The organism is Streptomyces sp. NPDC000594 (assembly GCF_040299965.1).
Taxonomy (GTDB): domain Bacteria; phylum Actinomycetota; class Actinomycetes; order Streptomycetales; family Streptomycetaceae; genus Streptomyces.
In genome coordinates, this window is record NZ_JBEPCY010000018.1 from 1 (window position 1) to 14,054 (window position 14,054).

Consider the following 14,054-nt stretch of genomic DNA (forward strand, 5'->3'; position numbering starts at 1 on the left):
GCCGGTCACCGGGACCCCGGCCCGACCGCCACCGGGTGCCCGGGTCAGCCCCGGTCGACCGGCAGGGTGTCCTGGATCCCGTCCGACGCGGCCCGGCCACCGGCCCCGGCCCCATCGCCGACCCCGCCGGCACCGCCCTCGTCGCCTTCGTCCCCTTCATCCTCATACTCGTCGTCGAAGACGGAGCTGACGTCGTAGCGGATGACGACCCGCTGCGGGTCCGCCTGCTCAAAGGGGGCGCTGAGCCATTCGCCCGCGTCGGGCAGCTCGTCCAGGGCGGAGATCCAGAGGGTGGAGTCACCCTCCTCCAGTCCGAATTCCTGGTGCCGGGAGGAGATCTCATCGGGCTCGTACTCCCCGAAGACCAGCCCGAGCGCCGCATGCACCCCCGTCCGGGCGGACCGGCCGCGCTCCGGGGCGGCCTCGTCGGGGTCGAGGTCGGCGATGCGCCGTGCCTGCGCGAGCAGCCGCGCGGGCTCCGCCACCGCGTAGTCCCGGCGGATCAGCACACTGAGCGCGCTGGGCTCCTCGGGGCCCGCGTAGGGCGGCAGGGACTCGTCCGCGCCCGGGATCTCGAAGGGGGTGACCTCGTCGTAGCGGTCGTAGAGGCGCTCGTCGTACGCCTCCGCCGCCACGGCCAGGGCGTTGAAGGCGTCGTAGACGGCCGGGTCGTCCTCCCCCGTGCGGTTCTCGACCGCCGCGAGGTGGCGGTCCAGTGCGGCTTTGACCGCCTCGGCGGCGGCACGTACCTCGGCAGCGGTGGGCGGCGCAGCATCAGACATAGTGCAGACGCTATCCGTACCGGGCAGGTGCCCGCACAATAGATGCGATGCCGGAATACGAATTTGTCGACGTGTACGTGCCCCGGGGCGTCTCCCGGGCGGAGGCGACCCGCCTGCTGACCGACCACGCCGAGTACGGCCACTGGGAGTTGGACCGGCTGACGCTGCGGAGGGACGGCAGCCGCCGGGTGCGGCTGCGGCGGCGGATCATCCGCCAGCTGAGGGCCACCTGGTGATCGGCGAGGAGCGGACCCCGCCGACGCGGGGCCCGCTCCTGGGCGTACCGGTACCGGTGCCTAGCGCGCCGAGGCACGGGCGCGGCGGTAGAGCACCGCTCCCGCGAGCAGCATGCCCGCCCCGACCGGGACGATCACACCGAGGGACTCGGATCCGGTCTCGGCCAGCTGAGGCGTGGGCTCGTTCGGGGTACGGGGGCCTCCTGGCTCCGAGGGGGTGGGCGGCTTACCGGGCTCCGGGGGGTTGCCGGGCTCCTGAGGGGGCTTGACCGGCGGCTTCGGAGGGGTGGGCGGCTCAACGGGCGGCTTGACCGGCGGCTCGACCGGCGGCGGGGGAACCACCGGATTGCCGGGTGACTCGTTGACGCACTCATTGCCGAACGCCGGGTTCAGCACGCCCACGATGTCGACACTGTTGCCGCAGGCGTTGACCGGGACATGAACGGGTGCCTGGACGACATTGCCCGAACCGACGCCGGGCGACCCTGCGGCCACCCCCGTGGCCTGGGCGCCGCCGCCGGTCGGGGCCAGCGCCCCGGGCGGCAGCCCGCCGGGGGTGCCGCCCGGTACCCCGCCGGGCGCCTCGCCCGGCGCCGTCGCCGCACCGCTCGACTCATTGACACAGGTATTGCCGAACGTGGGGTTCAGCAGACCGACGAGGTTCACCGAGTTGCCGCAGGCGTTGACGGGGACGTTCACCGGCACCTGGACGGCGTTCCCGGACGCGACCCCGGGGGAGCCCACGGCCGCCCCGGAGGCACCGGATCCGGCGTGTGCGTATCCCCCGCCGAGGGCGAGCGCTCCGCCCGCTGCGGCGATGGTGATCAGGCCCTTGCGCGTGACCTGTCGCATAGCTGATGTCCTGCCTTCTTCACAGGCCCTCCGGGCGCTCTGCCCGGGAGCGGAAAATGCCGGGCGGCCCCGGAGTGCCTGGCACGCACTCGGGACCGCCCGGGGTGGAACCCGGACCCGATGGGGCCGGGTCACGCCATCAAGCGTTGACGCAGGTGTTGCCGAAGGCAGGGTTCAGCAGCGCGATGATGTCGATCGTGTTGCCGCAGACATTCACCGGCACATGCACGGGGACCTGGACCACATTGCCGGAGATGACGCCGGGGGAGCCGACTGCGGCACCCTGGGCACCGGCGTCGGCCACGGCCGCGCCCGCGCCCGCGAGCATCAGGCTTCCCGTGGCAGCCGCGACGGCGACGACCTTCTTGATCATTCTTCCTCCTTGTTGGCGGTTGCGGCCCCAGCCACGGACCGCAACATCTGTAACGAAGGAGACGGAACGGGGCTACGAGCCCGATGTTCCTTTCACTCTTTTCAGTCAGCCACGCACACAGTCACGATTATGGGAGTGTCTTTTCGGGGCGGATCGACGGCTGTCACCCGATCCGGTTCAGCAGGCGTCGATGAACCGGTCAAGCACCCGCACACCGAACTTCAGACCGTCGACCGGGACCCGCTCGTCCACACCGTGGAACATCCCTGCGAAGTCCAGCTCCGGGGGGAGCTTGAGCGGGGCGAAGCCGAAGCAGCGGATGCCGAGGTCGTCGAAGGACTTGGCGTCGGTGCCGCCGGAGAGCATGTAGGGGACGGCCCGCGCGATGGGGTCCTCGGCCCGCAGCGCGCTCTGGATGGCGTCCACCAGACCGCCGTCGAAGCCGGTCTCCAGCGCCTTGTCGGCGTGGACGTCCTCGCGCCGCACCCGGGGGCCGAGCAGCCGGTCGAGGTCGGCCAGGAACTCCTCCTCGTACCCCGGCAGAAAACGCCCGTCGACATGGGCGGTGGCCTGGCCGGGGATGACATTGACCTTGTATCCGGCGCCGAGCATGGTGGGCGCGGCGGAGTTGCGCAGGGTGGCGCCGATCATCTTGGCGATGCCGCCCAGCTTGGCCAGGGTGGCCTCCATGTCCTCCGGGTCGAGCGGGGTGCCCAGCGCGTCGGACAGCTCGTCCAGGAAGGACCGCACGGTCTTGGTCATCCTGACCGGCCACTGATGCCGGCCGAGACGCCCGACCGCCTCGCACAGCTCGGTGATGGCGTTGTCCTTGTTGGTCATGGAGCCGTGCCCGGCGGTGCCGTCCACGGTCAGCCGCATCCAGTGCATGCCCTTCTGCGCCGTCTCCACCAGGTAGAGCCGCAGATTCTCGTTGACCGTGAAGGAGAAGCCGCCGACCTCGCCGATGGCCTCGGTGACGCCCTCGAAGAGGTCGGGGTGCTTGTCGACCAGGTACTTCGCACCATAGGTGCCACCCGCCTCCTCATCGGCGAGGAAGGCGAGCACGATGTCACGCGGGGGTTTGCGGCCGCTGCGCAGCCGGTCCCGGACGACGGCGAGCGTCATCGCGTCCATGTCCTTCATGTCGACGGCGCCCCGGCCCCAGACACAGCCGTCGGCGATCTCCCCGGAGAAGGGGTCATGGGTCCAGTCGGCGGCGTTGGCCGGGACGACATCGGTGTGACCGTGGATGAGGAGCGCCGGACGGGAGGGGTCCTCCCCCTCGATCCGGGCGACTGTGGAGGCGCGGCCCCGGTGGGACTCGATGACCTGGGGTTCGAGCCCGACCTCGGCCAGCTTCTCCGCGACGTACTCGGCGGCGACCCGCTCCCCCGGTCCGGAGTGGTCGCCGTAGTTGCTGGTGTCGATCCGGATCAGCTCGCGGCAGAGGTCGACGACCTCGTCCTCGCCCGAGACGGCACGGGCCGTGTTCGACTCGCTCACGCTGATTCCTCCCGCTGTGGCTGCTGGTGATTCCCGGCCCATCCTCTCCCGCGCCGCCATGGACCCCAAGGCCCGGCGCCGGGCGTCATGGGTCTGTCACACACCGGAAGCCCCGCACCCCCGCCCCACCGCCCCACGACGCCCCCCGCCCCGGGCCCGGCCGATGCCCGGGGCCTGACGAGGGGGGCGTGATCGGGGGCTCGAATGTTTGCTATGGTTTTCCTCGTCGGAACGGCCCAGGCCGAACGACAGACACCCGGTCCGGGTGGCGGAATGGCAGACGCGCTAGCTTGAGGTGCTAGTGCCCTTTATCGGGCGTGGGGGTTCAAGTCCCCCCTCGGACACCAGCGAGAACCCCAGTTGATCTGGGGTTTTTTGCATTTCAGGGCAGTGGCGTGACCAACCACGTGACCAACGGCCCAGAAAGTTTCCTGATCAGACCAGGGATGACAGGCCGAGTCGGCCCGCGCCGGAGGCAGCCAGTCGGCGCGCTCCGTCCTTACGTGAGTGGCCGTACCGGGCCATGGTGTAGCCGGGTGAGTGGTGCCGGACGTTGGCGGAGACCTCTACGGGGTTCTCCCCGGCCTCCAGATCGTTCGTGACCTTGCTGTGCCTCCAGTCGTGAATCCGGAAGTCGTCCGGCAGGCGCAGCCGGTTCCGCAGGGTGCGCCAGCGGGCCGAGACCTTCTCAGGGTCCTGTGGCCCGCCAGCCTCGCCCCGGTACAGCTTGAAGCCGTCCCGGGCGAACACGAGGTCATGATCGACCCACGCGGGGCCGAGCCGTTCCCGTTCGGCGTCCTGGCGCTCCTTCTGCCGCTTGAGAACGTTCATGACTGCCTGGTCCACGTAGATGCGGGCATTGGCGTCGCCGTCCTTGGTGAGCTTCCGCAGCCGGTAGCCGTTGCCCTCCTCGACGACGACCCAGCCCAGTTCGATGGAGCCCTCGTCCCAGTGGATCAGGGACCATTTCATGCCCAGTGCCTCACTGCGCCGGACGCCGGTGGCGGCGTAGACGGTCCACAGGGGAGCGTCCCGGAGGCAGTGGTGCGTCACCCCTCTGTCACAGGCCCGGTTGCCGCACGGCTCCCACACCGAGGCCAGGAAGCGGGCCGTCTGGCCGTCGTCCAGGGTGGGGAAGTCGCGTTCCTGTGCCCGTATCTCGCGCCCGGTGGGCGGGTTGGCGGCGGCGGCCGGGTTGGACGGGATCAGCTTCGGAACGGCCGCGCCGAGGGCCCCGGAGAGGATGTTGTGCACGTGCCGCACACTCTTCGCCCCCAGGGGCTTTCCCTTGTTGGTGGGGCAGGGTGCCGTCTCCAGCAGCCGGTACAGATCGTTCAGCGTGTCGTCCGTGATCTCGGACAGCTTGATGCCGCCGATGTGCGGCTTGATGTGCAGACGGATCTTCGTTTCGTACCCGGCCACGGTCGTCCCCTCCTTTCTGAGGTTGGTGTGCCACTTGTCGAGCCAGTCACCCAGCTTCATGTCCGAGCGGGCCGCGACCTTGCCCGCCTCGTGGTCGCTGTGCCACTGACGGAGCGCCTTTTCCGCCTCCGTCTTGGTCTTGTACTCGCGGCCTATCCAGTAGCGGTCCTGCTTTCCGATTGCCTTGTTGAAGTGGAGGGGCGTACGCACGCCCCAGGTGTTCGGCCGTCCCGCCCGCTTGATCTCCACGGGGGTACCGCCGAGCCCGTTGCCCTTCTTGGCCACGTGGGTCAGTCGCCTTCCTGCTCACGCTGCCAGTGAGCGAGGATCGCCAACGCCTTGTCGGTGAGCCTCTGTCCGTCCCACAGGCCGAGTTCTTTAGATCGTTTGATGCGCTCGGACATCGTGGCCTTGCCGATGCCCAAACGGCCGGCCAGCTCCCCCTGGGGGGCGGTGGTGCCCGTGGCCCGCATCCGGGCCAGCTCGGCCACGAGAAGCGTGTAGTCCTCGTCTGAGCGACAGCGTGAGGGCACCGGGTACGGGCCGCGCATCACCCTGTCCTCTTGCCGGGCCAGCGCGGCGCGGGCCCCCGCCTTGATCTCTGCCATCGGGATCCGGCGGAGAAGGTTGGCCGGGATGCCGTCCGTCTCCAGTGCCTCGCTCATGCCCTGATCGATGTCCTCGTCGCTTCCGCCTACCGCAAGGCGAACAGTCAGCTCGGAAGGGCCACCGAAGGGGGCGGCGACAGGGCAGCGCGCGATGACGACCCAGGGGCCGTAGGCGCGGCGCCAGACCAACTCGTCTCCGTCGCGGTGCCACTCATGGCCTGTCTCATGTGGTTTTGGTTTGTTCACAAGATCGAGACTAACAGGACCCGAACATGCAGCGTCAAGTTCGGGTCTTGTGACGATCACCACCAAACCGAATGTGGCGCAACTTGTTCGGCATGGGCATTCTGAGAGTGAGCCGGATAGCAGCAGGGCGAAATGGTCGCCCACCGGCCAGCAGAGGGATCTTGTGCGCGCAAAGCTGATGACCGTTGACGATGTGGCTGATCACCTGGATAAGCCCAAGGGGTGGGTGTACAAGAACTGGAGGGCCAGGGAGATTCCGTTCCGGAAGGTCGGCCAGGCGCTCCGCTGCCGCCCTGCCGATCTGGACAGGTGGCTGGACGGGGAGGCATCGGCTTGAGCTACTGGTTCACCAAGGTCTACCGGCCGGAGCGATCGAACCCCGCGATAGGCAGTCCGCTACTGCATCTGGAGACCCGCATGTGGCTGCTGGCGCTGGACCGGATGCAGCGGGGAGGGCACGCCCCCTTGGGGTCCGGTGAGCTGGAACTGATCCTCACGAACGAGAAGGGGGAGCCCTACAGCGACGGACGGTACCGGCAGGTACGGGGCAATCTCGTCAAGGCCGGGCTTCTGGCGCCCTCGGCTTCGGCCCGGTGTCTGTTGGTGCCGTCCGACGTGGCCTCTATGGATGCCCCGGTCAGGGCGCGGGAAGAGTGCGCCACTCACGGCCACAATGTCCCCTGGGACGGCCGACGGAGTGACTGGCTGTTCCGCACGCCGGAGCGGGCGCGGGAGTGGGAGTTGGAGTGCGACAACGTCGCCCGGGGCGGGGAACCGTTCTCGTCGCCCTCATGGGCCCGCAGCGTGCGCGAGGGCACCGTTAACGGATCGGCGGCCTCGGCGGCTTGATTGCAAGGGGGGAAAGCACGGGCTTTCTTAAATAGGGAGAGTGTGGCCGGGGCGGGTACAGGAGCCTCGGCCCTTCTTTTTTTACCCTCTTGACCACGGCCGCTCTTGGGCGGCTTGAAGTGATCTGAGACTCATTTTCATGCATAGGTGTCATTGAATGCCTGTGATCACACCTACATACATAGTGAGAGGGTTGCTTAGATAGCTCTCTCAGGAGTGGGATCCAGAACCCCGGCCGTGCGTGGGCCCGGGGTTCTTCCATGTCCACGATCATGCATTTCTGCATGGAACTGAGTGGAGTTTTCATGTTCGACCGACACGTTTTCGCTGCCCGTCGTATCGCTCTGGCCCTGTCGGTTGACGATCTGGCACAGGCCATGGGTGTGGCGCCGTCCACCGTTCACCGGTGGGAGTCGGGCGCCACCAGCCCGAGCCTTACAACGCTGGTTCTCGCCGCACGGCACTTGCGTACTTCGCTCTTGGTCCTGGTCAAGAAAGACGGCTCGCCGGGGCGCAGAACGGCGGAGGCGGTTGCGGCCTGTCTGGCAGACGAGAGCCCCAAGTAGTGATCACTTGATTAGATTCCGAGGAGGTGTCGCCGTGAGCGACCACCAGACCGATTCCCCGTTCCCTGATGCGAGGCCGGCCGATCCGGTCCCTTCCGTCCGGGCCGAGGTGCAGCGGGAGTACGCCGCCAAACTGGCCGCGGCTGAACTCCGGGCGCAGGCGGCCCAGGACGGCATCAAACTGCCTGACGGTTTCGCCGATTACCTGGACCATTCGAAGCTGCTCGGTGAGGACGGTTCCCCGTCGCCTGAGGCCATCGAGTTGGTTCTCAAGCCGCTTCAGGCATTGAAGAAGCCTCTTTTTGCCCAGGATCTGGGGCTTGGCCGCTGTGGGCCCATCCCTGACCGGCCTCCCGTTTCCCTTGACACCCGTAAGCGCTGAGCTGGAGTACACATATGACCTATAACTACCAGGCCCCCGGGACTAAGACCTTTGTCCCGGAACTCTGGGACGCCCTGCTTCTCTGTGCCTTCGATCCACTGCTGGTCTGGGCATCCCCCATCGTCTCCAACAACAAGTACGAGGGGGAGATTCGGCAGAAGGGCGATGTTGTCCACATCAACAGCCTGGCCCGTCCGACCGTCGGAGATTACAAGCTCCCTGACGGGATGACGGCCCAGCGTCCGGAAACCGTTGCCCAGAGTCTCCCGATCACTGAGGCGAAGTATCTTCAGATCCTGATCGAGGATTCGGAGCGGGTGCAGCTCGGCGCCGAGAATCTGGACTCGCCGATCAATCAGCAGATGATCCGTGCCCTTGCCCGCGAGGCGGACGCCTTCATGGGTGACACCATCGCCAAGGGCGCAACGGCCCTTCCGACCGTCAAGGCGACGGCCCAGAGCGCGCCACAGGCGCTCTACAGTGCGATCCTTGACATGATGCTGGCCCTGGACGACAACGACGTTCCCGCAGGCCGCTACGTCGTCGTCTCGCCCCGTGTGAAGCGGTATCTCATCGAGCATCCGGCCGTTGCGAACGCCGCCGCCTACGGTGAGGGCGGTGTGACGGCGAACGGCGTGGTGGCGAAGCTGGCCGGGTTCACGATTCTCACGACCACGGCCATGCCGACCGGTGTGGACATCGTCGCCGGGCACAAGGACTTCGCCACCTACGCAAGCCAGTTCACGGGCTTCCGCGAGGGCCAGTCGGAGAAGTACCGGGCCGATTACGTGGACACGCTGCACCTCTACGGCGGCAAGATCGTGCGGTACCCGGGAATGGACACGAAGAAGGCGGACAGCACCTTTGATGAGTCCAAGCCCACCAAGGGCATCGTGAAGGCTTCCGTGGAATGGGCACTGGCGGCCTGACCGCAGGATTTGTGGGCCCCGCCGACCGGCGGGGCCCGCTTCCTTTCACCCTCCGTCGATCTTCAGGGGGTGCCGGCCGCCGCTCAGGGTGACGAAAATCGACCCAGTCGAGGGCCACTAGGTGTGATTCCCGGAATCTGTCACTTCACAGCACTGAGAAGTGACGCACGCCGCTACATATTGCGCTCATTCTGGATTAAAACACCTCTCTGGAGTTCCCGAGGGCGTGATTCCCAGGAAAATGAGACCAGGGAATCGGGAAAGCCTGATAATTTGATACCCGTACACGGTCCGAGGAAGGCACCCCCGGTGGGTCCTCATTCCTTACTAACACGCATTACCCCCACCTCTTGCATTCACCTTAGTTACGCATCATATATCTGTGCGTAATCGTTTCGTGATTGATCGTCGGCAGAGTTGATCTCACACCGCAGCGACGAATGCGGACGGCCGTCAGAGCGCATCGCTCCGGCCCGGTTTCTGAGAATCCCTGTCACACACGAACGAAGGAATGCAGAGTCATGCGTAGGACCGTTCTCGTGCCCGTTCTGAAGACCCTGTGCGACGCTCACATAGCGCGGGACGGGAGCGAGGAAGACGCCACGGCAACCCTGACTCTCGGGGAGCGTGCGTGGGACCTGTGCGGGGCGCACCAGGCGACGTTCAGCCGCTACCTGACGGATGCACTGGGAGCGGGGGTGGACGACGGCCACGAACCGCACGGTGAGCCTGCGCCGGACGACGGCACGACGACCGGGGAACCGGAGTCCGTCATCGAGACGGAGCGGGAAGCGGGCGCGGACACGAGAGCCTGTGAGGCGGACTCCGATGACTCCGGGCCTGAGCCGGTGCCGTCCGTGATGATCGCGGGGGAGATACCGGGGTACGAGTGGGACACGGCCCGTGAGGCGGTGCGGAACCTCGGGTACGAGGTGGTGGGCCGGGCCGACGACTCCACCGTTCTGCTGATCCTGGGTGAGGGCGGGGAACGCAACGGAACCAAGCTGCGGGACGCGGCAGAGCGAGACATCCCCTGCATGGACGTGCGGTCCCCGGGCCGGTTCCGCGACGCGATCCGGGCGGGACAGTTCACGGCAGGTGACCCGCTTCCGGAGCCTGCCAAGACAGACCGGTCGGGCCTGAGCGAGCGGGACCGCAACCGTGCCGTGCGGGCATGGGCCTGGGAACAGGGCTACGCCGTCCCCTCGAAGGGCCGCATCCCGATGCGTGTGCGACACGCGTACGAGACGGCTCACCGGAACGCCCCGGAGGGAAAAGCGGCGGCGGCCTGAGTGCCGCACCCCGTACCGGGCCGACCGTCCCGAGTGGCGGTCGGCACCCCGGGCCCCGTGACCTGAGCGTGTGGAAGAACGCCACCGGCTACGGGGCAGGGGCCAAGCCCAGCAAGCGCGACTACGCCCCCGGTAGCTGGGTGGCGTGGACGGCCCCGAACGGGAAGCAGCGTGAGGGCATCGTCAGCAGCGACCCGTTCGCCCTGGCCACCGTGAGGCGGTCGGCTCAGGTGGGACAGGCCAAGGAAGCGCGCTGCAAGGCCGTGGTCGTACCGGCCGACGGCGGCGACAGCCTGCCCCTGTGCCCCGCCACCCCGAAGCACCCCGAAGCAGTGATCAAGGACGGGGGCCGCTGGCGCCCGGTCCGCCCCCGGCACCGAACCAACTCCCAGGAAGCGGCGGCAGCATGAACACCCCCGTTCTGTACGGTCCCATCGGACGGGCGGTCCGCAAGATCGCACCGTTCACGGAAGCCGATTCGCTCGGTATCTACGTGGCCGTTCTCTCGATGTGGTCGGCCGCGATCGGCGGCACGGTCACCGTGTCCTCCCGGGGCAGCGCACGGCCCGTACTCCTGTGGTCGGCACTGGTCGCCGGAACGGGCCGGGGGAAGGGAACGGCACTGCGGGATGCCCGCCACATCCTGGACAGACCGTTGGGCCGCTTCCTCGCCACCCACACCACATCCGGGATCACGTCCGGGGCGAGCATGGTCAACCACCTGTGGCAGCAGCAGGAAGCGACGGCCGAGACGGAGCACGGGCGCGACGTGCGGGCCCTGGTGGTAGAAGAGGAATGGTCGGAAGTGCTCCGCCGGGTGAAGCGGGACCCGTCGTTCACCACCAAACTGCGGGCCGCGTGGGACGGGGCCACCCTGCGGAACACGACCAAGGAAGAGGCGCAGGAAGTGCGCAACCCGGCCATGGTCCTCCACTCCCACATCACTCCCTCCGACTGGACCAAATACGTCGGGGAGTCGGAAGCGGCCGGAGGTTCGTACAACCGCATCCTCCCCTTCCTCCTCGGATCGGTTCCGATGCTGGACGACGACCGGACCAGCCTGCCCACCGTGGACGGGGGCGACCTTGCCGACGCCTACGGATGGGCCACCGCCCGACCCCGGGCCATCACCCTTGCCGACGATGCCCGGCCGCTCTGGCGGATCGTGCGCCGCTACGCGCGCATCCTGGGGGAGACCCTGCCCGAGTCCCAGGCCGTGTTCATCGAACGGACAGCGGAACAGACCCTGCGGGTCGCGGCCTGCCTCGCAGCCTCCGAGTGCTCCGAAACCATCACCGGCGACATGCTGCACGCCGCCTTCACTCTCGTCCGCCGCTCCGTCCACGACACCGTGAGGATTAGTAAGGGAGCCACCTCCCCGAAGGCGAAGCGTCAGGCGCCCAGCCTCACGGACAAGGTCCGGGCCCGCATTGAAATGCACGGCGGACGCGCCACCTCCTCCCAGGTACTCCCCTTCGTCGGAGCCACCGCCGCAGAGGTCAAAGCCCTCCCGGACTTCACGGTCACCGTCGAAAAGGCTGGGAAGACCGGCCGACCGTCCACCGTCTTCACGCTCCGGGGTGACAGTTCTGCTCACACAGAGGAACCGAAACAGGCCCCGAACCCGCAGCCGGCCAGCACGGAACGTGAACAGAACCGCGCCACCGTCGTCCACATGGCCGCCTACCGCCCCGCGAACCCGACTGTCTCGGCGGAGCAGCCGTCCTCGCTCACTCCCCGTACGGACAACCCCTTCCTCGCTCTCCTCTGAACAAACAAAGGAAGTGCCCCGGCCGGATCACTCCGGTCGGGGCACTCTGCGTCATGGGCCGGGGCCTATGCGCTGTGGAACGCGCCGTCCTTGACCGCGTGGACGAACGCGGACCACGAAGAGCCGTTCACGGTCACCTCCGGCCCATGGGTGACCTTGCTGTCCCGTGCAGCTACCGCATCGAGGGCGAGGCATACCTCGATGCAGTTCCCGTTTCCGTTGCTGTAACTCGACTTCAGCCACTGTCCGATGTGTGGATCTTTCCTGTTCATGGCTCCCTATAGCTCCCTGCCACCTCGGCGATCAAGCGCCTTGACGCCTGCTCATCGAGCGCCGCATCCCAGATGCCCTCGAATGCGGTCTCGTACTGGTCCACTTCCTTTGGTTTGTCGAGGTAAAGGCCACCTGTGTACCCGTCCGCGTAGACGGTTGGCGGCTCCATCTCAACCCCGTCGCCGTTCACCGGGAAGCGGAGGATGACGAAGGGGCCCGTGACGACTCCCATGTGGGCACCGACGCCGAACGGCACGATCCGGATCGAGAGGTTCGGCAGCTCGGACACATAGACCAGGTGCGCAAGCTGGGCAGCCATAACGGCGTGCCCTCCGATGGGCCTGCGCAGCACGGTCTCAGCCAGGGCGACCCTGAGAGTGGGCGGATCAGTCACGCGCGTGAGCAGGGTCTGGCGTTCGATTCGCAGCCGTACCCGACCGTCGAGTTCTGCCTCTTCCATGTCCGGGTAGTGGATGCGGGTGATCGCACGGGCGTAACCGTCGATCTGGAGCAGTCCCGGAACAACGTCGCTCTCGTATGAGGACAGGCCCGTGGCGGCTTCCTCCAGGCCGACGTACACGTCGAAGCCTTCTGGGATGACATCTCCGTATGCGTGCCACCAGCCACGCGCTTTGGTCTCCTTGGCAAGACCCATCAGCGCGTCGGTCAGGTCCTTCGGTGCTCCGTAGACCGTGCACATCGCCTGGACATCCAGGGACCGCAACGGAGTCTGCCCCGTCTCGATCCTCCACATCTTCGCTTCGGACCACTCCAGCTTCGCTGCCGCAGCGCGGACGGTCAGGCGGGCGCGATTACGCAGCTCCTTGAGGTGCCGCCCCAACTGTCGGCGCGGAACGGTTGATCCTGTCGGCCCCTCAGCCATCTCCACTCCTTCTCCTGCCCTCAGTATGACGGACTTCCATCACTCGGGATGAAAGTGGTCTAGCGCTCGCCCCGCAGGACAAGCCACCAGTTCGACTCACTAACAGCGGTACATCGCTATGAAGTCTTGCATGGCGATGTACCGCCGTGCAGTCTGGAAATCCAAGCACTGAGCACATGTCCGGTGCATGGAGAGCTAGTTGATGCCAGGTCACCCCCCGTTCCAGCCTGGCCGGAGGTCAACCAATGGGCCAGAACCGCTTGCGCGGCCATCCCGAACTGAACCCCCTGAGGTTCCCGCCTTGTCAGTGCCCTGATCCGGATTGCCCGGACCGTGGCCCCGTCGAACCCGCCACCCCCGCAGCCTCCTCGGAGGACAATCCTGTACTCGCCGCCCTCCGGGCATGGGTCCGGGACGACAACGATCGCCGCATGGGCCGAGGGGTGGCATGAACAAGTTCCGATCGTCGGCCGTCGCTCTCGGCTTCGCGGTCGCCTACTCGGCTGTGGCCTTCTTACTGATCGTGCTCGCCAGGAACAGCCACTGAAGACTCCGCCTCCGCCGGAAACCGACTGATCAGGCTCCCCCGGCCCGACGGCTCCGGCGGGGGCGGGCATGACCCCCGCCGGACTGCTGGCCCCTCGCGCAGGCAGTCCGGCGGGCCCACCACTTACGAGGAGAAGCCGTGGCATACCCGTCGCCGCAGACCGTCGTCGCACGCGGACGCGTCCTTGCGGAGAGAAACGACGTGATCGAGCGGTACCACGACGGGGAGTCGATCAAGGCGATAGCCCACGACTACGGCGTGCGCGCTGAATGGCTCCGTGACCGCTTCAGCGACTGGAATGTGCGGATACGGAACCGGTCCGAGGCGGCCATCACATGGTGGCGTCGGCGGCCCGCAGAAGCCCGCCGCAGGGCCCGGCGACGCGCTAGGTAGACGTACAGCTTCCGGCCCCGCAGACACGCACACGGCGGGGACGGGAATCCCCGGCCCGACCGGGCCGGGAAACGCACCACCCGGCAGAAGAGAGGTTCAGCTATGGAAGAGCCGTGGATTCTGAACGAGTGCGACCACCAGTACGAG

The 14,054-nt window shown here is 67.3% G+C and carries 17 protein-coding genes and 1 tRNA gene; 10 read left to right on the forward strand and 8 right to left on the reverse strand.

What is annotated here, in order from left to right; translation table 11 throughout:
- Positions 1-44: 44 nt before the first annotated feature.
- Positions 45-782, reverse strand: a complete 738-nt coding sequence (locus tag ABT354_RS23395; RefSeq protein WP_351496914.1) for a hypothetical protein — start codon at positions 780-782, stop codon at positions 45-47.
- Positions 783-829: 47 nt separating this feature from the next.
- Between ABT354_RS23395 and ABT354_RS23400 the strand changes: the two genes are divergently transcribed.
- Positions 830-1,018: a DUF5703 family protein gene (locus ABT354_RS23400; RefSeq protein ID WP_351496917.1), complete on the forward strand. Its 189-nt coding sequence runs from the start codon at positions 830-832 to the stop codon at positions 1,016-1,018.
- Between the two features lie 60 nt (positions 1,019-1,078).
- Here the strand turns inward: ABT354_RS23400 and ABT354_RS23405 are convergent, their stop codons facing one another.
- From ABT354_RS23405 to ABT354_RS23415, 3 genes are all read right to left on the reverse strand, one after another.
- The gene (locus ABT354_RS23405) at positions 1,079-1,870 is read right to left on the reverse strand and encodes a chaplin (protein WP_351496919.1); all 792 of its coding nucleotides are present in this window, start codon (positions 1,868-1,870) and stop codon (positions 1,079-1,081) included.
- A 139-nt stretch (positions 1,871-2,009) separates the two neighbouring features.
- Complete coding sequence (locus tag ABT354_RS23410; protein ID WP_351496920.1) at positions 2,010-2,243, reverse strand: chaplin; 234 nt, start codon at positions 2,241-2,243, stop codon at positions 2,010-2,012.
- A 177-nt stretch (positions 2,244-2,420) separates the two neighbouring features.
- Positions 2,421-3,746, reverse strand: coding sequence for a M20/M25/M40 family metallo-hydrolase (locus tag ABT354_RS23415; RefSeq protein WP_351496922.1), 1,326 nt, complete (start codon positions 3,744-3,746; stop codon positions 2,421-2,423).
- A gap of 259 nt (positions 3,747-4,005) precedes the next feature.
- Here ABT354_RS23415 and ABT354_RS23420 point away from each other — a divergent pair.
- A tRNA-Leu gene (locus ABT354_RS23420) sits at positions 4,006-4,093 on the forward strand.
- Positions 4,094-4,181: 88 nt separating this feature from the next.
- On the opposite strand, the gene ABT354_RS23425 is transcribed toward ABT354_RS23420, so the two are convergent.
- Both ABT354_RS23425 and ABT354_RS23430 read right to left on the reverse strand, forming a co-directional pair.
- The gene (locus ABT354_RS23425) at positions 4,182-5,453 is read right to left on the reverse strand and encodes a tyrosine-type recombinase/integrase (protein WP_351496924.1); all 1,272 of its coding nucleotides are present in this window, start codon (positions 5,451-5,453) and stop codon (positions 4,182-4,184) included.
- Between the two features lie 5 nt (positions 5,454-5,458).
- Positions 5,459-5,833 carry a helix-turn-helix domain-containing protein gene (locus ABT354_RS23430; protein ID WP_351496926.1) on the reverse strand — a complete coding sequence of 125 codons (375 nt, stop codon included), beginning with the start codon at positions 5,831-5,833 and terminating at the stop codon, positions 5,459-5,461.
- Positions 5,834-6,200: 367 nt separating this feature from the next.
- Here ABT354_RS23430 and ABT354_RS23435 point away from each other — a divergent pair, with 367 nt between their 5' ends.
- The 8 genes from ABT354_RS23435 (at position 6,201) to ABT354_RS23470 (ending at position 11,811) form a co-directional block, all read left to right on the forward strand.
- Positions 6,201-6,359: a helix-turn-helix domain-containing protein gene (locus ABT354_RS23435; RefSeq protein WP_351497122.1), complete on the forward strand. Its 159-nt coding sequence runs from the start codon at positions 6,201-6,203 to the stop codon at positions 6,357-6,359.
- On the forward strand, positions 6,356-6,871 hold the full coding sequence (locus ABT354_RS23440; RefSeq protein ID WP_351496928.1) for a hypothetical protein: 516 nt from the start codon (positions 6,356-6,358) through the stop codon (positions 6,869-6,871). Before ABT354_RS23435 ends, ABT354_RS23440 begins: the two co-directional genes overlap by 4 nt.
- A 260-nt stretch (positions 6,872-7,131) precedes the next feature.
- Positions 7,132-7,437 (forward strand): helix-turn-helix domain-containing protein, encoded by a 306-nt coding sequence (locus ABT354_RS23445; protein WP_351496931.1) that lies wholly within the window; start codon positions 7,132-7,134, stop codon positions 7,435-7,437.
- A 34-nt stretch (positions 7,438-7,471) separates the two neighbouring features.
- Positions 7,472-7,819 carry a hypothetical protein gene (locus ABT354_RS23450; protein ID WP_351496933.1) on the forward strand — a complete coding sequence of 116 codons (348 nt, stop codon included), beginning with the start codon at positions 7,472-7,474 and terminating at the stop codon, positions 7,817-7,819.
- A 14-nt stretch (positions 7,820-7,833) separates the two neighbouring features.
- The gene (locus ABT354_RS23455) at positions 7,834-8,748 is read left to right on the forward strand and encodes a phage major capsid protein (RefSeq protein WP_351496935.1); all 915 of its coding nucleotides are present in this window, start codon (positions 7,834-7,836) and stop codon (positions 8,746-8,748) included.
- Positions 8,749-9,149: 401 nt separating this feature from the next.
- Positions 9,150-10,040, forward strand: a complete 891-nt coding sequence (locus tag ABT354_RS23460) for an Lsr2 family DNA-binding protein (RefSeq protein WP_351496937.1) — start codon at positions 9,150-9,152, stop codon at positions 10,038-10,040.
- A 68-nt stretch (positions 10,041-10,108) separates the two neighbouring features.
- Positions 10,109-10,450: a hypothetical protein gene (locus ABT354_RS23465; RefSeq protein WP_351496939.1), complete on the forward strand. Its 342-nt coding sequence runs from the start codon at positions 10,109-10,111 to the stop codon at positions 10,448-10,450.
- On the forward strand, positions 10,447-11,811 hold the full coding sequence (locus ABT354_RS23470) for a DUF3987 domain-containing protein (RefSeq protein WP_351496941.1): 1,365 nt from the start codon (positions 10,447-10,449) through the stop codon (positions 11,809-11,811). Before ABT354_RS23465 ends, ABT354_RS23470 begins: the two co-directional genes overlap by 4 nt.
- Positions 11,812-11,876: 65 nt before the next feature.
- Here the strand turns inward: ABT354_RS23470 and ABT354_RS23475 are convergent, their stop codons facing one another.
- A complete protein-coding gene (locus ABT354_RS23475) occupies positions 11,877-12,083 on the reverse strand; it encodes a DUF397 domain-containing protein (protein ID WP_351496943.1) in 207 nt (68 codons plus the stop codon).
- Positions 12,080-12,967 carry a helix-turn-helix domain-containing protein gene (locus ABT354_RS23480; protein WP_351496945.1) on the reverse strand — a complete coding sequence of 296 codons (888 nt, stop codon included), beginning with the start codon at positions 12,965-12,967 and terminating at the stop codon, positions 12,080-12,082. Before ABT354_RS23480 ends, ABT354_RS23475 begins: the two co-directional genes overlap by 4 nt.
- Positions 12,968-14,054: the final 1,087 nt, after the last annotated feature.